The organism is Halomonas sp. PAMB 3264 (genome assembly GCF_031954245.1).
GTDB lineage: Bacteria > Pseudomonadota > Gammaproteobacteria > Pseudomonadales > Halomonadaceae > Vreelandella.
Genome location: NZ_CP134866.1, coordinates 3,457,682 through 3,480,283, shown reverse-complemented (window position 1 = coordinate 3,480,283; position 22,602 = coordinate 3,457,682). Strand labels below are relative to the sequence as shown.

23 protein-coding genes are annotated in these 22,602 nt (G+C 63.7%); 8 read left to right on the top strand and 15 right to left on the bottom strand.

The window, feature by feature from the left end; genetic code table 11:
* Positions 1 to 83: 83 nt before the first annotated feature.
* From RN347_RS15805 to kynU, 6 genes are all read right to left on the bottom strand, one after another.
* Complete coding sequence (locus tag RN347_RS15805; protein WP_311958900.1) at positions 84 to 1,541, bottom strand: sodium/glutamate symporter; 1,458 nt, start codon at positions 1,539 to 1,541, stop codon at positions 84 to 86.
* Between the two features lie 100 nt (positions 1,542 to 1,641).
* On the bottom strand, positions 1,642 to 2,181 hold the full coding sequence (locus RN347_RS15800; protein WP_311958899.1) for a phosphatase PAP2 family protein: 540 nt from the start codon (positions 2,179 to 2,181) through the stop codon (positions 1,642 to 1,644).
* Positions 2,144 to 3,307 carry a glycosyltransferase family 1 protein gene (locus RN347_RS15795; RefSeq protein ID WP_263585872.1) on the bottom strand — a complete coding sequence of 388 codons (1,164 nt, stop codon included), beginning with the start codon at positions 3,305 to 3,307 and terminating at the stop codon, positions 2,144 to 2,146. The genes RN347_RS15800 and RN347_RS15795 overlap by 38 nt, the downstream gene beginning before the upstream one ends.
* A 155-nt stretch (positions 3,308 to 3,462) precedes the next feature.
* On the bottom strand, positions 3,463 to 4,323 hold the full coding sequence (gene kynA / locus RN347_RS15790; protein ID WP_311958898.1) for a tryptophan 2,3-dioxygenase: 861 nt from the start codon (positions 4,321 to 4,323) through the stop codon (positions 3,463 to 3,465).
* Complete coding sequence (locus RN347_RS15785) at positions 4,316 to 5,182, bottom strand: alpha/beta hydrolase (RefSeq protein WP_311958897.1); 867 nt, start codon at positions 5,180 to 5,182, stop codon at positions 4,316 to 4,318. Before RN347_RS15785 ends, kynA begins: the two co-directional genes overlap by 8 nt.
* Complete coding sequence (gene kynU, locus RN347_RS15780) at positions 5,182 to 6,414, bottom strand: kynureninase (protein ID WP_311958896.1); 1,233 nt, start codon at positions 6,412 to 6,414, stop codon at positions 5,182 to 5,184. The genes RN347_RS15785 and kynU overlap by 1 nt, the downstream gene beginning before the upstream one ends.
* A gap of 129 nt (positions 6,415 to 6,543) precedes the next feature.
* On the opposite strand from kynU, the gene RN347_RS15775 reads away from it, so the two are divergent.
* The gene (locus tag RN347_RS15775; protein WP_263585876.1) at positions 6,544 to 7,011 is read left to right on the top strand and encodes an Lrp/AsnC family transcriptional regulator; all 468 of its coding nucleotides are present in this window, start codon (positions 6,544 to 6,546) and stop codon (positions 7,009 to 7,011) included.
* A 262-nt stretch (positions 7,012 to 7,273) separates the two neighbouring features.
* Entirely contained in the window at positions 7,274 to 8,278 is a 1,005-nt protein-coding gene (locus RN347_RS15770) for a porin (protein ID WP_263585877.1), read from the top strand.
* Positions 8,279 to 8,385: 107 nt separating this feature from the next.
* Here the strand turns inward: RN347_RS15770 and RN347_RS15765 are convergent, their stop codons facing one another.
* The 4 genes from RN347_RS15765 to phnD form a co-directional block, all read right to left on the bottom strand.
* A complete protein-coding gene (locus tag RN347_RS15765) occupies positions 8,386 to 9,465 on the bottom strand; it encodes an aldo/keto reductase (RefSeq protein ID WP_311958895.1) in 1,080 nt (359 codons plus the stop codon).
* Between the two features lie 94 nt (positions 9,466 to 9,559).
* On the bottom strand, positions 9,560 to 10,372 hold the full coding sequence (gene phnE, locus RN347_RS15760) for a phosphonate ABC transporter, permease protein PhnE (protein ID WP_311958894.1): 813 nt from the start codon (positions 10,370 to 10,372) through the stop codon (positions 9,560 to 9,562).
* An 11-nt stretch (positions 10,373 to 10,383) separates the two neighbouring features.
* Complete coding sequence (locus tag RN347_RS15755; protein WP_311958893.1) at positions 10,384 to 11,184, bottom strand: ATP-binding cassette domain-containing protein; 801 nt, start codon at positions 11,182 to 11,184, stop codon at positions 10,384 to 10,386.
* Positions 11,185 to 11,194: 10 nt separating this feature from the next.
* On the bottom strand, positions 11,195 to 12,079 hold the full coding sequence (gene phnD / locus RN347_RS15750) for a phosphate/phosphite/phosphonate ABC transporter substrate-binding protein (protein ID WP_311958892.1): 885 nt from the start codon (positions 12,077 to 12,079) through the stop codon (positions 11,195 to 11,197).
* A gap of 216 nt (positions 12,080 to 12,295) precedes the next feature.
* Here phnD and RN347_RS15745 point away from each other — a divergent pair, with 216 nt between their 5' ends.
* Complete coding sequence (locus tag RN347_RS15745; RefSeq protein WP_311958891.1) at positions 12,296 to 13,933, top strand: 5'-nucleotidase C-terminal domain-containing protein; 1,638 nt, start codon at positions 12,296 to 12,298, stop codon at positions 13,931 to 13,933.
* Positions 13,934 to 13,948: 15 nt separating this feature from the next.
* Here RN347_RS15745 and RN347_RS15740 read toward each other — a convergent pair whose 3' ends face one another.
* The 4 genes from RN347_RS15740 to ugpB all read right to left on the bottom strand — a co-directional run bounded on the left by RN347_RS15740 (position 13,949) and on the right by ugpB (position 18,216).
* Positions 13,949 to 15,004, bottom strand: coding sequence for a sn-glycerol-3-phosphate import ATP-binding protein UgpC (locus RN347_RS15740; RefSeq protein ID WP_263585883.1), 1,056 nt, complete (start codon positions 15,002 to 15,004; stop codon positions 13,949 to 13,951).
* A 1-nt stretch (position 15,005) separates the two neighbouring features.
* On the bottom strand, positions 15,006 to 15,854 hold the full coding sequence (gene ugpE / locus RN347_RS15735) for a sn-glycerol-3-phosphate ABC transporter permease UgpE (RefSeq protein WP_263585884.1): 849 nt from the start codon (positions 15,852 to 15,854) through the stop codon (positions 15,006 to 15,008).
* 16 nt (positions 15,855 to 15,870) lie between these two features.
* Positions 15,871 to 16,755, bottom strand: coding sequence for a sn-glycerol-3-phosphate ABC transporter permease UgpA (gene ugpA, locus RN347_RS15730; RefSeq protein WP_263585885.1), 885 nt, complete (start codon positions 16,753 to 16,755; stop codon positions 15,871 to 15,873).
* A 132-nt stretch (positions 16,756 to 16,887) separates the two neighbouring features.
* Positions 16,888 to 18,216, bottom strand: a complete 1,329-nt coding sequence (ugpB, locus tag RN347_RS15725; RefSeq protein ID WP_263585886.1) for a sn-glycerol-3-phosphate ABC transporter substrate-binding protein UgpB — start codon at positions 18,214 to 18,216, stop codon at positions 16,888 to 16,890.
* A 204-nt stretch (positions 18,217 to 18,420) separates the two neighbouring features.
* Here ugpB and argE point away from each other — a divergent pair, with 204 nt between their 5' ends.
* Positions 18,421 to 19,590: an acetylornithine deacetylase gene (gene argE, locus RN347_RS15720; RefSeq protein WP_311958890.1), complete on the top strand. Its 1,170-nt coding sequence runs from the start codon at positions 18,421 to 18,423 to the stop codon at positions 19,588 to 19,590.
* A gap of 271 nt (positions 19,591 to 19,861) precedes the next feature.
* Here the strand turns inward: argE and RN347_RS15715 are convergent, their stop codons facing one another.
* Positions 19,862 to 20,173: a hypothetical protein gene (locus RN347_RS15715; protein ID WP_252105936.1), complete on the bottom strand. Its 312-nt coding sequence runs from the start codon at positions 20,171 to 20,173 to the stop codon at positions 19,862 to 19,864.
* A gap of 147 nt (positions 20,174 to 20,320) precedes the next feature.
* Between RN347_RS15715 and RN347_RS15710 the strand changes: the two genes are divergently transcribed.
* The 4 genes from RN347_RS15710 to RN347_RS15695 all read left to right on the top strand — a co-directional run bounded on the left by RN347_RS15710 (position 20,321) and on the right by RN347_RS15695 (position 22,574).
* Entirely contained in the window at positions 20,321 to 20,779 is a 459-nt protein-coding gene (locus tag RN347_RS15710; protein ID WP_311958889.1) for a YchJ family protein, read from the top strand.
* Positions 20,772 to 21,065 (top strand): GIY-YIG nuclease family protein, encoded by a 294-nt coding sequence (locus RN347_RS15705; protein ID WP_311958888.1) that lies wholly within the window; start codon positions 20,772 to 20,774, stop codon positions 21,063 to 21,065. Before RN347_RS15710 ends, RN347_RS15705 begins: the two co-directional genes overlap by 8 nt.
* Positions 21,066 to 21,100: 35 nt before the next feature.
* Positions 21,101 to 22,126 carry a histone deacetylase family protein gene (locus RN347_RS15700; protein WP_311958887.1) on the top strand — a complete coding sequence of 342 codons (1,026 nt, stop codon included), beginning with the start codon at positions 21,101 to 21,103 and terminating at the stop codon, positions 22,124 to 22,126.
* Between the two features lie 91 nt (positions 22,127 to 22,217).
* Complete coding sequence (locus RN347_RS15695; RefSeq protein ID WP_311958886.1) at positions 22,218 to 22,574, top strand: hypothetical protein; 357 nt, start codon at positions 22,218 to 22,220, stop codon at positions 22,572 to 22,574.
* Positions 22,575 to 22,602: the final 28 nt, after the last annotated feature.

Sequence of the window (22,602 nt, the reverse complement as noted above, 5' to 3'; positions counted from 1 at the left end):
TTCATTCTTTTTTATTCTCAATTACTCGCTTTCAACGATCGGCGCCCGCGTTTGCGGGCGCCAGTCGTTTCGTTGGGCGCTTTTCAGCGCTGATCGCCTTGCCAGCGCCCCCTGCCGCGATCGGGCACCATGCGTCCGAAGTACAGAAGCCCGAACGCCAACCAGCCAAGCGTTAGCACGGTGGTAAGAATCAAGACGGCGAGCGCGCCGAATTCGGCGATCAGGGGCAGGGCGGCAGCGGTGAACAGCCCCCCGCCCACGATCGGCTCGAACATCAGCTGCTTGTAACCAAAGCTTTCGAGGGCGCCGGATTCGTTTTTGGGGTCGGCCATACGCATGAGCAGAAGCCCCGTTACCGTGACCCCCATGGATTGGCCGAAGTCGCCGATGCCACGCTCGAACCAGTGGTGGGGAATGATGCGCGGCGCCAGCACGATCAGCACGAAAAGCCCCCAGGCGATGCCGGCAAAGGCCAGCAGCAAAAAGGGAATCAGGTACTCGCTGAGTGTGGTCAGCGACAGCGTAGCCAGCGCCGCCACGATGGTGAAATCAAGCGCAGTGCCCGCGATACGCGACATGGTGCGGGTGGAGACATGGCGCTCCAGATTAAAGCGCATGACGATCAGCTGTACGATCACCCCGCCGATCATGGCGATGGGGAAAAGCGGTACGTGAGCCAGAATTTCGAGCCCGCCGTTTTGCGCCCAGGTCACCTGCTCGATCCATTGAAGCCCGGACAGCAGCAGCCAGCCGATCACGATCGCCACCCCGACCAGCCCGATATGCAGGCTCAGCGGGTCGGTGGTGCCGGCTTCCTGGGTCAGATCCTTTTTGAATTCGCTGAACTCACCGGCCGAGGGGCGCTCTTCGTCGCGAAGGGTCTCGTCTGGCGCTCCCTCCTCTTGCTGCTTTTCTGGCGTCACGACGCCGCGGCGCGCGGCGATATTGATCATCAGCGTGCCGATCAGTACGCCAGAGACGATCCCGACCGTGGCAAGCCCGAGCGCGAGATCCGCGCCCTCCTCGAAACCCAGCTCCGCGAAGGTGTCGCCCATGCCGGCGGCGGTGCCGTGGCCGCCTTCGAAGCCGATTTCGATCAGCGCTCCGGCCATGGGGTTCATGCCAAACACCGGGGCCAGTACCAAAAGCGCAAGTGACAGCCCCACCACGTATTGCCCCCAGGCCATGGTCTGTCCCACCACGACCTGGGGGCCGGCGCGCATCCAGATCGTTTTAATGCCGGGAATGGTCTTGCCGATGAACAGCGCCGCGAACACTACGTTGATCAAAAGCCCGGGCAGCGATGCCCAGCTTTCCTGCACGTAAGCGGGAAAAAGCCCCGCGCTCTCTTCGAACACATCGGGCATGAAGCGGCCGAGCACGTCCGGGCCCATCAGCAGGAGCAGCAGGCCGGCGATCACGGAGCTTGGCAGGAAAAGGCGTCTGAGCCAGCCGATTTTCAGGCGAAGGGCGTTGCTGAGTAGAAGCGCCAGCCCAATGAGGACCAGCGCAACGAAGAGGTCACCGACGGTCATGGTCATGTCATCACTCCCTGATGAGCAGGATAGGCGCCGACGTCGCTAAAGAATACGTAAGCACTCCGAGTGAGTTAACCGTAGTGGTTTTTTAATCAAAGCGCTATCAGGGCACCAGATAAAGGCTGAGCAGCGCAAAGCCGTAGCCGATCAGCGCGCCCGCCAGCACATCGCTTGCGTAGTGAAGCCCAAGCCCTACTCGCGAAATCGCGATCAGCGCGCTTAACGGCAACACGACGACCAGAAGCCAGGGCGTGTGGGCGGCGACCATCACACTGAACATCACCGCGTGCATGGTGTGCCCGCTTGGAAAGCTGTAGCGGTCGCGGGCGGGTTCGCCGCAGTGAACGCCGCCCAGATAGGTGATGAACGGGCGCTCGCGGCAAAGCCGGGTCTTGATCAGCCGGTACACCGTCAGCGCCAGCAGCGCGATGGCGCTGTACTGTAGCATCCGCTGGCTGCCATTTGGAGTGAGCCAGGGTTGGGCGGCAATGAGCGCCACCCACACCGGCCAATCGCCCAGCCGGCTGGCGGTTTGCAGTACGCGCCGCCACACCGGGTTCAGCGAAAGCCGAGTGACGCGCTGGCAAAAGCGCCACTCCCACGTATCAAGACGATCGAATGCGACAAGCGGGCGAGAGCGCATGATGGGCCTCCTGGGCGGTATGCAGGTAACGCTTGAACTGTTCGGCGATGCCGCTCCAGCTGTGCTCCAGCACGCTGAGCCGGGCCGTTCGGCCCAGACGGGCGTAGTCGGCCGGGTGCTGGCAGAGTTCGGCGGCGGCCTGATGAAACCCCCTGGGGTCGTCGGGGGCGATACTCAGGCCGTTATGGCCGTGCCGAATCAGCTCGGCGCTGGCGGCGTGATCGAAGGCCACTACCGCCAGGCCGCTGGCCATGGCCTCGGTGATCACGTTACCCCAGGTTTCGGAAAGCGAGGGAAACACGAAGATATCGGCGCTGGCGTAGTGGCGAGCGAGACTCGGCTGATCCAGAAAGCCGGTGAAGTGGGCCTGGGGGAGCGCCTTTTGCAACTGCGCCCGCGCCGGGCCGTCGCCGACGATCACCTGCGCCATGTCCGGGCGCACCTCGCGCATGGCCTGAAAGGTCTCGACCAGCAGCGTCAGGTTTTTCTCTGCCGCCAGTCGCCCGGCGTAGAGCGCCACGCTCTGGTGCTCGTTCACACCCCACTGATCGCGCAGGGTGTCGTCGCGGTGGGCCGGCGAGAAGTGCTCGCCGTCGATCCCGCGGGAGAGCACGCTGACATCGCGAATGCCCGCCTTGTGCAGGGTGCGGGCCTGGGCGTGGGTCGGCACCAGCGTCAGCGCGCAGCCGTTGTGGAAGTGACGCAGGTAGCGAAGGGTCGCCGCGCTCAGCCAGCCGATGCCGTAGTCATGGCAGTAGTGGTCGAAGTTGGTGTGCCAGCCCGCCACGCAAACGATGCCGAGCTTGCGCGCTGCCCGCCGGGCGGCCAGCCCCAGCGGGCCTTGGGTGGCGAGATAAACCGCATCCGGTGGATGCTTTTTCCAGAATCGCGTGAGCATTCCAGGCGTTGCCAGGCCCACCTGAACCTCGGCGTAGCCGGGTAGCGGCAGCCGGTACACCTGAAGCTCTTCCCCTGGCGTCGATCGCGGCTTTTGGGCTCGCGGGGCGGGGCGCACGACATCGACCTGAACGTCCAGGCGGTCGAGCTCGCAGGCCAGGCGATTGAGCGTATGGGCCACACCGTTGATATCCGGTGCCCAGGTTTCACTCACAATACAAAGCCGCATCGCTTTCGTCCCCTGCCCAAGGTGTGCTCCCAGTGTGGCAAGAGACGATGACAGCGACGGGACAATCAGGTGACGAACGCGTGACAGGCCAACGCCGCTCGCCGGGCCCCTGATGCGCTATTAAAGCGCGGGTACCGGGGCGGCGCCGAAGGCGGTCAGAGGTCGGCTCTCACCGACCAAAGCTCCGGAAAGAACTGCAGCTCCAGCGCTTTTTTGAGATAGCCCACGCCCGAGGTGCCGCCGGTGCCGCTGCGCTGGCCGATGATACGCTCCACCGTTTTCATGTGGCTAAAGCGCCATTTGTGGAAGTTGTACTCGGTATCGATCAGCTTCTCGGCAAGCTCGTAGAGATCCCAGTGGCGCTCCGAGTGGCGGTAGATGGTCGACCAGGCGGCCTCGACCTCGGGCGAGGCGACGTAGGGTGTCGACCAGTCGCGCTCAAGCGACGACGCCGGCAGCTCGAAGCCTCGCCGCGCCAGTAGCTGCAGGCAGACATCGTAGAGGCTGGGGGCGGCAAGCACCTCTTGCAGCCGCTGGTAGTGGGCCGGGTGGCGGCGGTGCGCCTCGGCCAGGCGGGGGTGCTTGTTGCCGAGCAGAAACTCGAGCTCGCGGTACTGGTACGACTGAAACCCCGAACTCTGGCCCAAGCTGTCGCGAAAGGCGAGATAGTCGGAAGGCGTCATGGTGGCGAGCACTTCCCAGGCGTTGATCATCTGCGCCTGGATGCGTGCCACCCGGGTGAGCATCTTGAACGCCGGGCGCAGCGCATCGGTCTCGATCGCTCGGGCCGCCGCGTGGGCCTCGTGCAGGCACTGCTTCAGCCACAGCTCCGAGACCTGGTGAATGATCACGAACAGCATCTCGTCGTGCTGATCGCTGATCGGGTTCTGACAGGTGAGCAGCGGCGCCAGATCCAGGTACTCGCCGTAGCTCATGGGCTGGTCCCAGTGCACCTGCTGCTCGTTGTCCAGATTGACGGCGCCGCGATCAGACGGGGTCGGCGTATCGTTATGCATGGGGAATATCTCCCGTGTCGTGCTCGAGCGTCGTATCGGCGTGCTCGAGAATGTCGAAATGGTCGCGTTCGGCCAGCAGGGTAACCGTCGCCGGCACGCCCTCGCGGCGGGCCTTCGCCGCCAGCGCCTCGCCCTGCTGCTGAAACACCGGCGGGTCCTGCTCGCCGTGAATCAGCTCCAGCGTCGGTAGCCCGGTCAGTGGCAGGCACAAGGGGCTCAGCCGGGTCGCACGATCCTCATCCAGGTCGAGCGGCCGAGCGATCGAGGTGCCGAGCAGCGGGCGCAGATCAAAGACGCCGCTGATCAGCCACAAGGCTTCGATCGCCTGGCGGCACGCCGGCGCAAGGCCGCTCATCAGCGCCAGGTGGGCGCCGGCGCTGTGGCCACCAAGGCGCACCCGGTCGCTCAACCCCAGCGTCTCGCGTTTATCGAGCAGATAGCGCACTCCGCGGATGCTCTCCCCAATCTGCGTCTCCAGCGAGGCGTCCGGGGCCAGCGGGTAGTTCAACGAGGCAAAGGCCCAGCCGCGCGCCAGCCAGCGCTCTGCCATGAAGTCGGTGGCGGTAGCGTCGAGCGCCTGCCAGTAGCCGCCGTGAAAAAAGATCATCAGCGGCCAGGGGCCGTCGTCCGCCGGGCGATGCAGGTGCAGCCAGGCGTGGTCCGCGTCGCCATAGGCCAGGCGCAGGGGCGGGTACCGCTCGCGAAGCGTTCGGCCCTGTTCGGCCTGCTGTGCCAGGCTCGCATCGGCATCGCGCGCCCACTGGCTGGGCGAGTGGGCATGCTCGCGCGCCGCTAGACTCTGTTCACCAGGATTCTGTCCATCGAGATTCTGCTCTTCGAGACCCGGCCCGTCCTGCATCAGGTCACCTCCGTGCGGGTCTGAAAGCGCGGGTCGCGATACTCGCCGCTCTCGACGACCTCGCGGAACTGCTCGGCGGCGTGCCAAACATCGGCGTGGCTGAGATAGAGCGGGGTGAAGCCAAAGCGCATCAACCCCGGCTCGCGGTAGTCGCCGATCACGCCGCGTTTGATCAATGCCTGCACGATGGCGTAGCCGTGCTCACGCTGCACCAGGCCCACCTGGCTTCCGCGCTGGGCCGGGGCGGGCGTGATGTCCTCGATGCCGTGGGCCTCGAAAAGATCGGCAAGGCAGGCGCGAAACAGATCGGTCAGCGCCAGGCTTTTGGCACGTAATGCGGCCATGTCCACCTGTTGCCATAGCGTCAATGAGGCTTCGAGCGGGGCGTAGGCCAGCGCCGAGTGGGTACCGGTACGAAAACGCGTCATCCCCGAGGCGGGCGCGTAGTCGGCGTCAAAAGCGAAAGGTTTGGCGTGGCCGTGCCAGCCCGACAGCGGCTGCCATCCGGCCTGCTGGCAATCGCTGCGCACGTAAACAAAGCCGGGCGCGCCCGGGCCGCCGTTGAGGTACTTGTAGGTGCAGCCCACAGCGTAACGGGCGCCGCTGCCGGCGAGATCGACCGCCAACGCGCCTGCCGAGTGGGCCAGATCCCAGATCACCTCGGCGCCCTTTGCGTGAACGCGGCGGGTGACATCCGCCATGTCGCGCAGCTGGCCGGTGCGGTAGTTGACCTGACTCAGCACTACCACCGCTACCTGATCGCTCAGATGCTCCTCAAGCGCTGCACCTTCGGGCAGTACGCCGTGCTCAAAGCCGGCGCTGTGGCAGAACCCCTCGGCGATGTAGCCATCGGCGGGGAAGTTGCCGCCTTCGCTGAGGATGATCGGCCTGGCGCGCCCTTGGGACTCGGTAATGTAGCCCAGCAGCTTGAACAGGTTGAGGGTAATGGTGTCGCTGACCAGAACCTCACCCTCGCCGGCGCCGATCAGCGGTGCCAGCAGGTTGCCAAGGCGCTCGGGGGCATCGAACCAGCCCTGGTTCCAGCCACCGATCAGCGAGTCGCGCCACTGGTCCCGCGTCGCATCGAGGGCCTCGCGGGCGGCGTTTGGCTGCGCGCCCAGCGAGTTGCCATCGAGATAGAGCATGCCCTCGGGCAGAGCGAAGTGGGCCTTGAAATCGGCAAGCGTGTCCTGGTCGTCCAGCGTTTGGGCGTCGGTGAGCGTGGGGCGCATCGGCATATCCTGTCGTGTCGAAGAGTTGCCCCTAGTGTAAGACGAGTGGCGCGCTGCCGATTTGCTTTGTTTTGCGTATTATTGGCAGTTAATGAAAAGTAAACGAAATTTTTCAAGGAGATATGCAATATGTATGCGCCTGACGCCTTTGATCGCCGTTTGCTGCACACCCTGCAGCGTGCGCCCCGCCAGACGCTTACGGAGCTGGCCGAGCGCGTGAACCTCTCCCCCAGCCAGTGCTCGCGACGCATTGCCCGGCTCGAAGCGAACGGGGTCATTCAGGGCCACGCCTTGCGGCTGGCGCCGGAGGCGCTGGGGCTCATGGTGACGGCGTTCATCACGATATCGATGGACAAGTCACGGCTGGGCTCACCGCGTGAAACGATCGCCTCATTGCTGGCCCGCGACGAAGTGATCGATTGCCACTCCACCACCGGAAGCCACGATTTCATCCTCAAGGTGAAGGTGGCGGATCTTGCCGAGCTTTCCCACTTTCTGTCGTCGGTAGTGAGTCCGATTCCGGGGGTACTGAACGTTGAAACCCAGGTGGCGCTGGAGTGCTTCAAGGAGGCCGGCCCGCTCAAGGTCATGTACTGAGTAAGGCCTTATCGAAAACGTGTTCACCTACCGTGCTTACACGCTAAATATTTAATTCGTATTAAAAAATAAAAACATTAGTAAATGTTGATTTTTATTCTCTCATCCATGAAACGTTAAGATTTATGTCATACAACTCCGTTAGGGTTTCCATCGCCAAGGGACAGGCCGTTGATCGAGTGGCGGATTCACTGCGCCGGCCACGCGCTTATTTTTAAAAGATCAGGCAGCACGACGGCTGCTCACTGCAATGGGAACGTTCATGTTTAAGAAAACGCTACTGGCGCTGACGCTGGGTGGTTTGTTCGCGGGCGCCACCGCTCAGGCCGCCACGGTTTATGACGAAGACGGCACGAAAGTCGATCTTTACGGCCGCATCGCCATGGGGTTCGAAGGCGGTGGTGTGGGCGACGGTGTGGACAACGGCGCGGAGTTTCGTGATTTCAGCTCGCGCCTGGGCTTCAAACTGAGCCAGCAGGTCACGCGCGATTTGACCGCCTTTGGCCGCCTGGAGTGGCGCTTCAACGGTGACGAGCGCAGCCGCCCCGGCTTCAAGGAAGTGCGCAAGAGCTACATCGGTATCGAAAGCGACACCTTCGGTACCTTCACCGCAGGCAACTTCGATAGTTTCTACGATAACTACGTCATGACGCCGTTCGACGTGTACGTCGCCGAAGGCTACGAGTTTGCCGGTGGCGGCCTGCAGGCTCGCGGCGACTCGATCGGTTACGAGTCACCGAACCTCAACGGTTTCCAGGTCGTATTGGCGGTCAAGCACTTCTCCGAGCGCGGCCTGACTGAAGCTGAACAGACCGAGCGCGGCAGCGGCGTCTCTTCCCAGGGCGGCGTGGTCTATACGACCGGTCCGGTACGGCTGGCACTGGGTGTGGTGGACGACGATATTCGCGGTGGCGGCAACAACCAGACCCGCGTGGGCGGCACGGCGGCCTTCGAGGTTTCCGAGGATTTCCAGCTGCGCGCAGGCTTTGAAACCCGCGACGACAGCGACGTCTACGGCGGTGGGTTCGACCGCTACGGACTTGGCGCGACCTACGCCTTTAACGCGACCGCCTTTTACGGCGATGTCTACCATATCGATGCCGACGACGTCGACGGGACGCGCAATGCCTGGGCGCTGGGCACGCTGCACAACCTGACCGACAATTTCGATGTGTTCCTGGAGCTTTACGACGGTGACCGCGACTCGGTCGATGAGATCGACGACGAAGACCTCTACTACGCCCTGGGCGCTCGCTACTACTTCTAACGTGCCAGTAATCCCTGGCGCCGTTTCACCGAGGTAGGGCGCCGGTAGGCGGGCACTGTTGATCGATCCTTTTGGCCGGTACGGGCAGTCGTACCGGCCTTTTTGCATCAGCGCTCGTCGTCGCGCTGGTCGATGGTCTTTTTATAGCCGTCGATGAACGGCTGTTCGGCGCTGTCGATACGGTCCATACCGGCCACCACCCGGTGCCAATAGGGGTACTGCGGCGCCGGGCGCGTGGCTGCCTCGATGCGCTCGACCTCCTCCGCTGTGAGCGTCATCTCGGCGGCCGCGAGATCGTCCTTTAAGTGCTCTTCACTGCGTGCGCCGACGATCAGGGAGGTCACGCCGGGGCGGTCTTTCAGCCAGGCCAGGCAGGTGCGCGGAATCGAGGCGCCGTGGGCCTCGCCGATCTCGGCCAGAAGCTCGATGATGTCGTAAGCGCGCGCCATGTCGTGCACGTAGGGCTCCGGCCAGCCGTTGCCCTGGCGGGTGCCTTCCGGCGCCTTCTGGCCGCGGCGCACCTTGCCGTTGAAGAGCCCTTCACCCAGTGGCCCCCACACCAGCGTGCCAACGTTCTGGTCGATGGCCAGCGGCATCAGCTCGTACTCCGCCTCGCGGGACTCCGGCGTGTAGTAGATCTGCTGGCTAATGGGCCCCGCCAGGTTATGAAACTCGGCTTTGCCCAGCGTCTTCATCATCTGCCAGCCGGTGAAGTTGGAGGTGCCGTGGTAGCGGATCTTGCCGCTCTGAATCAAATGATCCAGCGCGTAGAGCATCTCCTCGACCGGTGTGACGCCGTCCCAGTTGTGCATCTGGTAGAGATCGATATGGTCGGTGCCCAGGCGCTTCAGGCTCGCCTCGCAGGCCTGGATCAGGTGGTAGCGTGAGAAACCGCTGTGGTTAGGGTTATCCCCCAGCGGGCTTCGCGCCTTGGAAGCGAGGATGACGTCCTGGCGCTTGTCGCCCAGGGCCTTGCCGACGATCTCCTCGGACTCGCCCATCGAGTAGAGATCGGCGGTATCGATCATGTTCACGCCGGCATCGAGGGCCATGTCGATCTGGCGTTTGGCGCCGTTTACATCGACGCTGGCCGCTTTCTCGAAGCCGCCGCTGCCGCCAAAGGGTACGGTACCCAGCACGATTTCCGAGACCAACAGGCCTGAATTTCCCAACGGACGATATTTCATGTCGACACATCCCTGCTCAACGAAAGTGGTATTGCCTGAAGGCGAGCAATTAGCCTAGGAGATGCGCCGGGTTTGTCAAAGCGGCCCGTTTGGATCAGATGACACGCTTGCGAATCTGCGAGGAGAGCTGTTCAAAGCCGATCACCACCACCAGAATCAGCAGAATGATGGCCAGCGCCCGGTCATAGTTGAAAAGGCGCATCGAGGCGGCAAGCTCCACGCCGATACCGCCGGCGCCCACCAACCCCAGAGTAACCGCCGAGCGCAGCGCCTTTTCGACGCTATAAAGGCTGGTGGCGGTCATCGAGGCCAGGGTTTCCGGCAAAATCGCCCCGCCGATCACCGAGAGCTTGCCGGCGCCGGTGGCGCTTAGCGCCTCCGAAGGGCCGGGATGAACCTCCTCGATGCGCTCGGAGAAAAACCGCGCCGCAAAGCCGATGGTGTCCATGATGATGGCGAGCACCCCGGCCATGGGGCCAAGGCCCACGGCGACGACGAAAATCAGCGCCCAGATCAGATCCGGGATGGTGCGCATGGTGGCGATCACAAGCCGTGCCACACTGCGCACCCAGGGGAAGGGCGAGGTGTTACGCGCGGCCAGAAGCGCAAAGGGCACGCTCAGAATCACCCCAAAGGTCACGCCGACAATGGCGATATTGAGCGTTTCGAACATCGACCAGGCGAGCACGTCGAAGCGGCTGACGTCCGGTGGAAAGGCGCGACCAACGAAATGGCCCAGGTTCACCGCGCCGCGTAGAAGCCGCTCCAGGGTGACATTGGTGCTCGAAAGCCCCTGAAGAAAAAGCGCCAGAAAGCCAAGGCCCAGCGCCCAGGTAAACAGCGAAGGCCGCTTGAAGCGTGGCGGTAGCGGCGTCGAGGCGCCGGCGGTAGAGGGTTGCTGTGACATGATCGTCTCGGTCAGGTAGCGGCGAAAGCGCCATGTGAGGAGGGCGCGGCGGTCTGGTCGACGCGGGTGTCGCCCTGGTAGAGCGCGCGCATCTCATCACACGACGCCGTAGTGCGTGGCGTATCCAGCACTATCCGGCCCGCTTTCATGCCCACGATGCGATCGCCGTACTGCTTGGCGAGTTCGAGCTGATGCAGGGTGCAAAGCACCGTCATGCCGCGCTCGATAACGACATCCAGCAACAGATCGAGTATTTCACGGCCCGCCCGGGGGTCCAGGCTTGCGATAGGCTCGTCGGCGATGATGATCTCGGCGTCCTGCATCAGCGTGCGGGCAATGGCGACGCGCTGCTGCTGGCCGCCGGAGAGCTCACGGCAGCGCGCCTCGGCCTTGTGGCCAAGCCCCACGCGTTCGAGTGATACCATGGCGCGCTCACGCAGCGTCTCGCTTGCAAGCGAAGACAGCGTGGATAAAAGCCCCAGCCGCTCCCTGCCCAGCGCCCCGAACAGCACGTTTTGAAACACGCTCAGGTTCTGCACCAGGTTGAACTGCTGGAACACCACGCCCACTTTCTGGCGAAGCGCGCGCAGCTCACCCCCGGAAAGCCGCGATAGCGGCTCTCCCAGCATGATGATTTCGCCCTGCTCGAAAGGCGTAAGGCCATTCAGGCAGCGCATCAGGGTGGATTTGCCGCAGCCGTTGGCGCCGAGCAGAATCACGCACTCGCCGCGGGCCACGGTCAAATCGAGCCCGCGCAGTACGTGGAGCTTGCCGTAATGCTTGTTGAGGCCGGTGGTCGAAATGGCGGTCATGGCGGCTGGCTCAAAGCGCGATGCCGGCGGCTTCGTAGGCGCGGCGGACGATATCGTAGTCGGCGTTGTCACGATCGAAGCTCAGCGAGGAGTCGCGGTTCAGGAATTTGTCCTCGTTGCGCTCGGTGGCGATCAGTGCCTGCCAGAGTTCGTCGGCGTTGTCGCTCAGGGTATCGCGCAGCGCGCTCTTGCATGCCTGATCCAGCGAGCCGCGCATCACGACCGGATCACCCGGCAGCGCATCGCTCTGGGCGATTACGCGGTATTCACCAGTGGGATCCATGGCCTGGATTTCGTCGATATCGCGGTTGCCGCCGCCCATGGCGTCGACGTCACCGTTGACCAGGGCCGCAATGCGCGCATCCCCCGCCATGATGATGTCCAGGTCGCGGTCGATATCGAGCCCGGCGTCCACCAGCATCTGGCTCGGGAAGATATGGCCGCTGGTCGAGCCGACGTCCTTCAGCGCCACGCGGTGGCCTTCCAGGTCGGCAAGCGTTTCGATATCGCTGTCCGCGGGAACATAAAAGCTGCTGCCGTAGTGCGGGCGCTCGATGGTAAACAGAATTTCGATATCGCTCTCCCGGTCGAACAGCACGAACTCCGCAGGACCGGCAAACACCAGCTCCACGTCGTCGTAGGCAAGCGCGGTGCCGGCGGCGGTGCGGTTACTCAGGCTGAACATGGCAAGCTCGAGGCCGGTCGCGGCTTCGAACGCCTCGGCGAAAGGGCCGAAAGCCTCGGCCAGCGGGCCCATACCCTCGATGCCGGTATCCGCCATGCGAATCGGGTTCGGGCACACGTTGTTCAAGTCGTTCGCGGCGAAGGCGGCGGCTGAGAAAACGGTGGACGAAAGGGCAGCGGCAACAGCAGCGGCAAGCAGTGATTTTTTCATGAGAGCTCTCGGCAAAAGAAAGTATCGAGAGGCAATAGCGTGGCAGGCAAAGATGACAGTCGTGTGTAGCCGGGTTGACCCAGCGTTGACGCCGATTTTCGAGTTAAACCAGGCGGCGGGGGATTAATAATCGTCACGAATGCTGGTAATAGTGAAGCGTCGCTTACAAGCCCGGCGCGAGTGCGCCGCACAACTCCCGCTTTAAAAGGAAACACCATGCCGTTATCGAGAACCGGATGGGCCATCGCCGCGCTGGCACTTTCCCCGGGCGTGCTGGCCGCGCCCTTCACGCTGACGATCTATCACACCAACGACCTTCACGGGCGCACTGACCAGTACCCGCCGCTTGTCAGCGCCCTCGAACAGGCGCGCAGCGAGTACGGCGAGGGGCTGTTGCTCGAAGCGGGCGATATTTTCTCCGGCACGCTCTACTTCAACGCGTTCAAGGGGCTGGACGCCGTCGAGTTCATGAATACGATGGGCTATGACGCGTTTGTGCCCGGCAATCACGAGTTCGACCTGAACGACCCGGAACAGGGCCACCAGGCCCTGGTGGCTCTGTTCGAGGCCGCCGAGTTTCCCATTCTGGGCGCCAATCTGGACTTTTCCGGCGCACCGGAGTTCAGCGAGCGGCTGGGGGATTCGATCAGCGCTGCGCCGCAGCCGGGGCATCTTTATGACGGCGTGATCCTCGAGCAGGGCGGCGAGCGCATTGGCGTGTTCGGGCTGAGCACCCCGTCGAGCGAGACCGTTTCGAGCCCGGGAAACGTCACCATTGGTGACTACCGCGCGGCGGCCGAGGCGATGGTCGCGGCGTTTGAAGCCCAGGGCATCGACAAGATCGTCGCGCTGACGCATCTGGGCTTCGATAGCGACCCGGCGGTGGGCAACGACCTGCTGCTTGCCCAGCACGTCGAGGGGATCGACGTGATCATCGGCGGGCACAGCCACACCCGGCTCGAGTCGCCCGTGACCGTGGCCGAGAACGACCGGGGCGAGGCGAAAGCGCCCACGGTCATCGGCCAGGCGAACGAATACGGCAAGTACCTGGGGGTCATGCAGGTCACCTTCGATGACGACGGCGTAGTGACGGATGCCAGCGGCGAACTGCTGGCGGCGGAAGACTTCGAGCCGGACACCGATGCCGCCGCGATGCTCGCGCCGTATACGGCCCAAATCGAAGCGCTGCGCGATGCCGAAGTGGGCGTGACACTCGCCGAGGCCTTGCCCAACCCGCGTCACGGCAGCGGCGACGAACAGAGCGTGCGCGCCAACGAAACCGCGCTGGGCAATTTGATCGCGGATGGCCAGCTGGCCGCCGCGCGCCGGGTGAACCCGCAGACCGTGCTGGCGCTGCAAAACGGCGGCGGCGTGCGCGAGCCGATCCCCGCCGGCCCCGTGACCGTGGGCGAGTTGATCGCCGTGCAGCCCTTCGGTAACCGTTTGACATTAATGGACCTGACCGGCGCCGAGCTTCTGGAAACCTTCGAGATCGCCCTGGCCGGCGCCCCGGAGGAGAGCGGCGCGTTCCTGCACGTCTCCAAGGGCACCGAGGTGGTGTATGACAGCGCCAAACCGGCCGGCGAGCGGGTGGTGAGCCTGAAGGTGACCGAGAACGGCGCGCTCACCGCTATCGACCCGGCGCGCACCTATGTAGTCGCTACCAACAACTTCACCGCCGCCGGCGGCGACAGCCACACCGCGCTTGAAGGCGCCCATGAGAGTGACCGCAGCCACATAGTCGGCAATACCGACTGGGAAATGCTGCGCGACTATCTGGTGGAGCAGGGCGAGATCGCGCCCCGGGTGGAAGGGCGCATTGTCGATGTGGCAGAGGGAGACGTGGGCGAGTGAGTGCTTGCTTGCACCTCAGTCGGTGCGCTGGCCGCTTTCCTGATTGAACGGGTGCAGGGCGCTGCGGGCCACATAAAAGCGCAGCGTCTCGCCTTCCTTCACCGGGGGGGAGCCTGAGCTGGTGCGGATCACCGTAGGCTGCTCGCTGCCCGCCAGGCGCACGTAAAGATGGCTTTCGGCGCCGGCGGCCTCGAAAAGCTCCAGGGTGGAATCGACCACCAGGTGTGGGGCGTTGGGCGGGGTCAAGCGCATGTCGTCCGGGCGGATGCCGACGATATCGGTGCCGGCGGGCAGGTCGTCGAGCAGGTTGTCGGCGCTTCGCGTGGCCAGATACTCGACCGGCAGCATGTTCATTGCCGGTGAGCCGATGAAGCCGGCCACGAACATGCTCGCCGGGCGGTTGAAGATCTCCATGGGCGTGCCCACCTGCTCGATCTGCCCGGCGTTGAGCACGACCAGGCGGTCGCCCAAGGTCATCGCCTCGAGCTGGTCGTGGGTGACGTAGAGGCTGGTGGTCTTCAAGCGGCGCTGCAGCTTTCGGATCTCCACGCGCATTTGCACGCGCAGCTTGGCATCCAGATTCGATAGCGGCTCGTCGAACAGAAACGCCGCCGGCTCGCGCACCAGCGCCCGGCCCATGGCCACGCGCTGGCGCTGGCCGCCGGAGAGGTTGCGCGGCTTGCGTTGAAGGTACTCTTCGATCTCGAGCATCTTCGCGGCCTTGCGCACCCGCTCCTCGATCGCGGGTTTCTTGAAACCGCGGTTTTTCAGCCCGTAAGCGAGGTTGTTGTACACCGTCATGTGCGGGTAGAGCGCGTAGTTTTGAAACACCATGGCGATGTCGCGCTCGGCCGGCTCCAATGTGTTGACCACCCGGTCGCCGATCTTGAGGGTGCCTTCGGAGATCGTTTCGAGCCCCGCCACCATGCGTAAAAGCGTGGATTTGCCGCAGCCTGACGGGCCCACCAGCACCACGAACTCGCCGTCTTCGATGGCAAGGTCGACGCCTTTGACGGCCTGCACGCCGCCGGCGTAGGTTTTCTTGATCCCTTCCAGGGTCACACTGGCCATGCTATTTCTCCGTCTCGGTCAGGCCTTTCACGAACAGTTTCTGCATCAACAGCACCACCATCACCGGCGGCACCATGGCCAGCATCACGGTGGCCATGATCAAATTCCACGCCGGTACCCGGTCGGATGAGGCCATCAGGCGTTTGATCCCCAGCACGACGGTATAGAAATCCTCGTCGGTGGTGACCAGCAGCGGCCACAGGTACTGCACCCAGCCGTAGATGAACATGATCACGAACAGTGCGGCGATATTGGTGATCGAGACCGGCAGCAGTATGTCCTTGAAGAACTTCATCGGCCCGGCGCCGTCGACGCGGCTCGCCTCCATCAGCTCCTCGGGCACGGTCATGAAGAACTGGCGAAACAGAAACGTCGCCGTGGCCGAGGCGATCAGCGGAAGCGTCAGCCCGGCGTAGGAGTTGAGCATGCCCAAGTTCGCGACCACCGCGTAGGTGGGGATGATGCGCACCTCCACCGGCAGCATCAGCGTGATGAAGATGATCCAGAACGCCAGCAGGCGAAAGCGAAAGCGAAAGTAGACGATGGCGAACGCCGAGAGAATCGAGATCGCGATCTTGCCGATGGCGATGGTGAGCGCCATGATCGTCGAGTTGCCGAGCATCAGCCAAAGCGGTGGGGCGCCGGCGACCTGCCAGCCCGAGCCGAGCATCTGTGAGTAGGTATCCCACAGGTGGTCGCCGGGCGTGAGCGGTAGCACCCCGCGCACGAAGGCGCCGGGTTCGTGGGTCGAGGCGATAAACGCCACGTACACCGGAAACGCCACGACCAGCACGCCGAGAATCAGCACCGCGTGGGTCAGAATATTCAAGAAGGGTCTGTTTTCGACCATGGTCAAGACCTTTGCGCTAGTAGTTGACTCGGCGTTCCACGTAGCGGAACTGCACGAACGTCAGAAGGATCACGATACCCATCAACAGCACCGACTGGGCCGAGGAGGAGCCGATGTTGAGCCCCGCCACGCCGTCGGTGTAGACCTTGTAGACCAGCGTCATGGTCGCCTGACCCGGCCCGCCGCCGGTGGTGGCGTCGATCACCCCGAAGGTGTCGAACATCACGTAGTTGATGTTGATGATCAGCAAGAAGAAGGTGGTCGGTGACAGCAGCGGAAAGACGATGCTCCAGAAGCGCTTGAAGGGCGTGGCGCCGTCTATGGCGGCGGCCTCGATCAGCGATTTGGGCACCGACTGAAGTCCGGCCAGAAAGAACAGGAAGTTGTAGGAGATCTGCTTCCAGGCCGCGGCAATGGTGATCAGTATCATCGCCTGGCTGCCCGAGACCCGGTGATTCCAGTCGATGTCGAACCAGTCGAGCACGTGGGGCAAAAGCCCGATGGTCGGGTTGAACAGAAACCACCACAGCACCCCGGCCACCACCGGCGCGACCGCGTAGGGCCAGACCAGCAGCGTGGTGTAGAACTTCGCGCTTCTCAACACCCGGTTGACGCACACCGCCAGCAACAGCGCCAACCCCATGGAGAGTACCGTGACAGACACGGCAAAGATCGCCGTACGCCCCAGCGCGTTCAGGTAGCTTGGGTCGCTCAGAATGCGCGCGTAGTTCGAAAGTCCCACGAAGGTGGTCTTGAAGCCGAAGGCGTCGGTGCGCTCGAAGCTCGACTTCACCGCCTGGCTCGCCGGCCAGATGAAGAACACCAGCGTAATGATGAGCTGCGGCGCCAATAGGCAGTAGGGAAGCCACCGGTTCTGATAGGTGGAGCGTTTGGTCTGCATGATGAATCCTGTATCACGAGCGCCCGGAAAAGCCGTCCCGTGAACCCCGCCTTGAAAGCGAAGGCAGGCGCAGGGGAGGGCTCTCACGACGAACCCCGGCGCAAGGGCCGGGGTTCGTGAGACGATCAAGCGTTAGTTATTGGCTGACTCGAAATCGCGCAGGATCTGGTTGCCGCGCTCGACCGCGTCATCCAGCGCTTCCTGCCCGCTCTTGTCGCCGGCCAGCACCGCCTGGAACTCCTCGTCGAGCACCATGCGTACCTGCGGGTAGTTGCCAAAGCGCAGGCCTTTGGAGTTCTCGGTGGGCTCGTTCAGGTTGATCTGCTCGATAGCGAGATCCGCACCCGGGTTCTCCTCGTAGTAGCCCTGCTCCTGGCTCAGCTCATACGCGGCGGTGGTGATCGGCAGATAGCCGGTGCCCTGGTGCCACTCGGCCTGTACCTCGGGAAGCGACAGGTACTCGAGGAATTCGGCCACGCCGGCGTACTCGTCGTCTTCATGACCGGAAAGCACCCACAACGTCGCGCCGCCGATGATCGAGTTCTGCGGCGCGCCCTCTACGTCATCATAGTAAGGCAGCATGCCGAAACCGACCTCGAAGTCGGAGTTGGCCAGCACGTCGGCGCGCGAGGCCGAAGAGTTCATGTACATCGCGCAGTCGCCGGCGTAGAACGAGGGCGCTGCGTCCGGGCCGTTGGCGGGGCCGGCGTAGCTGTAAACGCCGCTGTCGCTCCACTCCTTGAGTTGATCCCAGAAGCGCGCCTGCACCTCGCCGTTGAAGACGAACTCGGTGTCCAGACCGCCAAAGCCGTTCTCTTGGGTGCCGATCGGCTGGTTGTGCAGCGCCGAGAAGTTCTCCAGGCCGATCCAGTTGGCCGCGTAGGCCATGGTGAAGCCGCAGGACGCTGCGCCTTCGTCGACGATCTGTTGGCCCATCTCGCCCATTTCCGCCCAGGTGGTCGGCGGGGTTTCCGGGTCGAGCCCGGCGGCCTCGAAGGCGTCCTTGTTGTAGTAGAGAATCGGCGTGGAGGAGTTGAACGGCATCGAGAGCATGTTGCCGTCGGTGTCGGTGTAGTAGCCGGTCACCACGGGCAGGTAGTTGTCTGCGTCGAAGTCGTTGCCGTGTGCTTCCATCAGCTCATACACGGGGTAGATGGCGCCCTGGGCGGCCATCATGGTGCCGGTGCCGACTTCGTAAATCTGTACGATGTGAGGCTGCTCGCCGGCACGGAAGGCGGCGATGGTGTTGACCATGGTCGCTTCGTACTCACCCCGATAGGAGGGCGTGACCTGGTACTCATCCTGAGTGGCGTTGAAGTCCTCGGCCAGGGCGCTCAGGCGCTCGCCGAGCTCGCCGCCCATGGAGTGCCACCAGGTGATCTCGGTAGCGGCCTGGGCGGACATGCTCAGGCTTGCCGCGGCGATACCGACGGATAACGCGCGTAACGTGAAACGAGACATACATCACTCCTTGTGGGCCCGGGCATGGCCGGGCGGCGCAGTACGTTTATTGAGCTTGTGAGGTGCACTGAACAGTAGTGAGTCTATATGACAAATTGATGAACGATAACCGGACGAAGGTTCAAGGCTCATGCCACTTTGGCAGTAGGCGAGCGCGGTGGGCAGTGCTAGGGTGGTGGCAACGCGCTTAACCCGAGATACGTCATGACGAATGCAGAATCGCTTCTTTCCCAACTCATCGCCTTCGATACCACCTCCCGCGGCTCCAACCTGGCGCTGATCGAATTCGTCGAAGGCTATCTGGCCAAGCACGGCGTCGCCTCGGAGCGGGTCATGAGCCCCTGCAACACCAAGGCGAATCTGATTGCGCGTATCGGCCCGGACGCGCCGGGTGGGGTGATGCTGTCGGGCCACACCGACGTGGTGCCGGTCGAGGGCCAGCCCTGGTCGACGGACCCGTTTACGCTTCACGACGGCGGCGACGGCCGGCTTTACGGCCGGGGAAGCTGCGACATGAAAGGCTTCATCGCCTGCGCGCTCGCCATGGTGCCCGAGTGGGTGAAGGCGCCTCTCAAGCAGCCCATCTACTTCGGCTTCTCTTATGACGAAGAGATCGGCTGCGTCGGCGCGCCGGAGCTGATCAAGCGCTTTTATGAACACTACTCCACCACGGCTCACGTCATCGTCGGCGAGCCGACCCTGATGCAGCCGGTGGTGGCGCAAAAAGGCGCGACCAACCTGCGCACCACGGTCACCGGGGTCGAGGCGCACAGCAGCCAGGTCAACCAGGGCACCTCGGCGATCCACGTGGCCGCGCGGCTGGTGAGTTTCATCGAGGACACCATGACCGCCCTGGTCGAGGAGGGCCGGGTGGACGAGGCCTTCAACGTGCCCCACACCAGCCTGCACGTCGGCCGGATCAAAGGCGGTACGGCGATCAACATCATGGCGCGCGAATGTACCTTCGAGTGGGAGATTCGTCATTTGCCGACCGAGACGTTCGACGAGGTGTTTGACCGCTTCACACAGTATGCCGATTCGCTCAAGGCCGAGCTTTCGGCGCGTGGCAAGCGAGTCACCATCGACACCGAGGCGCTCAACGTCACCGTGCCGGGCCTGGCCGATCGCGACAACGCCGCCGTGCTGCGCCTGGCCCGGGATCACCTGCCTAATGAGTGCTGCAACCACGCGGTGGCCTACGCCACCGAAGCCGGGCAGTTCCAGGGTCAGGGGCTGCAAACGATCATCCTCGGCCCCGGCAGCATCGCCCAGGCCCACCAACCCGACGAGTACATCGATAAAAGCGAGCTTGCCGCGTGCGTCGAATTCATGACCCGGATGGGTAGGGCGCTGGAAGCGCCATTCGAGGGGTAGATGAAAGCGGTTTTGGCGGGGTGATAGAGACGGGGGGCGGTGCCGGGCAGCCCTACACGAGGGCGCTGTGAATACCTCCCTGTACGCTACTTTCGCCATCTGACCGCCAAGGACGGCGGGAATGTCGGAAACGAAGGGAACGGTATTCCGACCTTGGCGAAAGACCCTCGTTACGGGCTGCCCGGCACGGCTGGTTGGGTAGCATAGTGAGCTCGACACTAACGAAAACACCCGCCATGAGCGGGTGTTTTGGTATCGTCAAACGTTTCTGTCAGGGCGAGGAGTGCTCTTCAAAAAGCTCCGCCTTGGCGTCGCGCATCACCTCTTCGCAGGCCTGCTGGTGGGCAAGCTGGGTGATCAGACCCTGGGTGACTTCGAAGCCTTTCATCAGGCAGGTATCCACCTCGGCGAGGCTAATGGCAGGCGTTACGTGACAGTCGATTCTGACCGTACGGCCGCCGCCCTGAAGGCGGTCGGCGAAGCGCCGCAGTCGCCATGCAAGCCTTTCTTTCCATCGGGCCGCGTCTACCGCGCCCTCGTTTACGCTGAACGTGCACTGCCATTCCGGTCTGTATACCTTCATGCGAACCTCCGCTGCGTCTGGAAAGAGAGTTGGGTCGTGTGTCGTACTCCGTCTTTTTTGGCCATGTGACTCTGCTACTATACCCCCATTGATCGCGACCGATACAGGAAAAAGGCCCGATGCACCGGCGTTAATGGGGCCACCGTTATGACTTCATGCTTAATGACACGTTGCCCCTGTGGCAGTGACGCTATGTACGAGACATGCTGCGGCGTCTACCACCAGGGCGTGGCCGCCCCGACGCCCGAGGCGCTGATGCGCTCGCGCTATAGCGCCTTTGCACTCGATCTCTTTGATTACCTGAACGCCACCTGGCACTCCAGCACCCGGCCTCAAACGCTGGCGCCGGACCCGGCCACGCAGTGGAAGCGCCTATCCATCGAGCGCGCGAGCGCGCCGGAAGGTGAGCAGGGCACCGTTCACTTCAAGGCGTTTTTTTGGGAAGGCGGCTGGCACGTGCTGGAGGAGGTCTCGCGTTTCGTGTTCGAGGCCGGGCGCTGGTACTACGTCGACGGCGACCCTCGCCTTGAGAAGCTCAAGTTAGGGCGCAACGAGCGCTGCCCGTGTGGGAGCGGGCGCAAGCTCAAGGCGTGCTGCGGTGGCTGAGGGCGAAGACGTAAAGGCGTCGTGGTATCTTTACCTGCTCGAGTGTCGGCGCGGCACCTACGCCGGGATCACCAACGACCTGGCGCGGCGCTACCGGGCCCACTGCCAGGGCAAGGGCGCGCGCTACACCCGCGCCAACCCGCCCCAAGCGCTGTTGGGCGCTCAGCCGTTCGATAGCCGCGCCGAGGCGAGCCGCGCCGAGTATCGCCTGAAGCAGCAAACGCCCACCGAGAAGCGCCGCTGGGCGGCCCGCTGGCCCTGCGGCGCGCCCGACGATTCCCCGTGACTTTCGATTTCCGAGACTTTCAAGGAGCCACCGCCATGAAGACGTTTTTCTCCGATCAGAGCTTTCGCCGCCAGGCGGCCACCGAGCTTCACGGCAGCACGTTGGTGGCGCCTTATGAAACGCCCCGGCGCATGGAGATCGTGCTCGAGGCGCTCGAGCGCGCCGGGCTCGAGGTGCACGCGCCCGGCAAGTACGGCCTGGCGCCGGTGGAGGCGGTGCACGACGCGGGCTATATCGACTTCATCGCCCACTTCTGGCCGCGCTGGCAGGCCGAAGGCCACCCGGGCGAGGCGATCCCCAGCATCTGGCCGGCGCGCACGCTGCGCGCCGACCGCATTCCCCGCTCGCTGGAAGGCCAGCTTGGCTACTACGCCCTGGCCGCGGAAACCTCGCTGTGCGAAGGCACGTATGAGGCCGCGCTTGCCAGCAAGGACACGGCACTGGCGGCGCTGGAGTACACCCTTGAAACCGGCAAACCGAGCTTTGGGCTGTGCCGCCCGCCGGGCCACCACGCCGCCACGGATCAGTTCGGCGGCTACTGCTTTTTCAACAACGCCGCCATCGCCGCTCAGCGCGCGCTGGATAACGGCCACAAGCGCGTGGCGGTGCTCGACGTCGACTTCCACCACGGCAACGGCACTCAGCAGATCTTCTATCGCCGCTCGGACGTCTTCTTCGCCTCGCTGCACGGCGACCCGGACGTTACTTTCCCCTACTACTCGGGCTACGCGGATGAAACCGGCGACGGCGAGGGCGAAGGCTTCACCGCTAACTACCCAATGCCGCCGGGTACGAAGGTCAGTACCTGGATGGCGGCGCTCGACGACGCTTTGGAGAGGATCGCCCGCGCCGAGAGCGAGCTTTTGATCGTCTCGCTCGGGGTGGATATCTTCGAGAACGACCCCATCAGCACCTTCACCTTCAAGCGCGACGACTTTGCCGCGCTGGGCAAGCGCCTGGCAGAGGCGGGGCTGCCCTGCGTTTTATTGATGGAAGGGGGCTACGCGGTGGACGACATCGGGGCCAATGTGGTAAGCGTACTGCAGGGTTTCGAGGGATAAGTCTCGAAACGCGGCGCGGCGGGTGACAGCGCGCGCCAATTCGGGCAGTCTAGCGCCCTTTTCAGCCCGTTCGGTGGCAAGGAGTTAACGCGTGGCAGTGTACGGCGGCATTCAGGCACATGAGGTGGAGCGCTGGCTCAACGCCCTGGTCAACGCTGCCTTCGACCGGCGCTGCCCGCTTTCCAAAGTGCACGGCGGCACGGCCCGGGCCCGCACCGCCCGCCAGGACCTGCTGTGCCTGGCCCAAACCTTTCGCGGCGAACAGGGCGCGAGCGACGTCGTCGCCGACAGCCTCAGCCGCTGGTGCCAGCACTATTTGACCGAAACCGAGTGGTACGTGCTGGTCAGCGGCAAAAAGCCCCGCGCCGGTGCCCCGGCCCCCGCGGCACCGGCTCAGGAAGAGAGCACCGAGGCCATCGAGGCGCTGCTGCAGCACAAGGTCGGCTAAGCAGGCGCTTAACGACGCCACCGGCGCG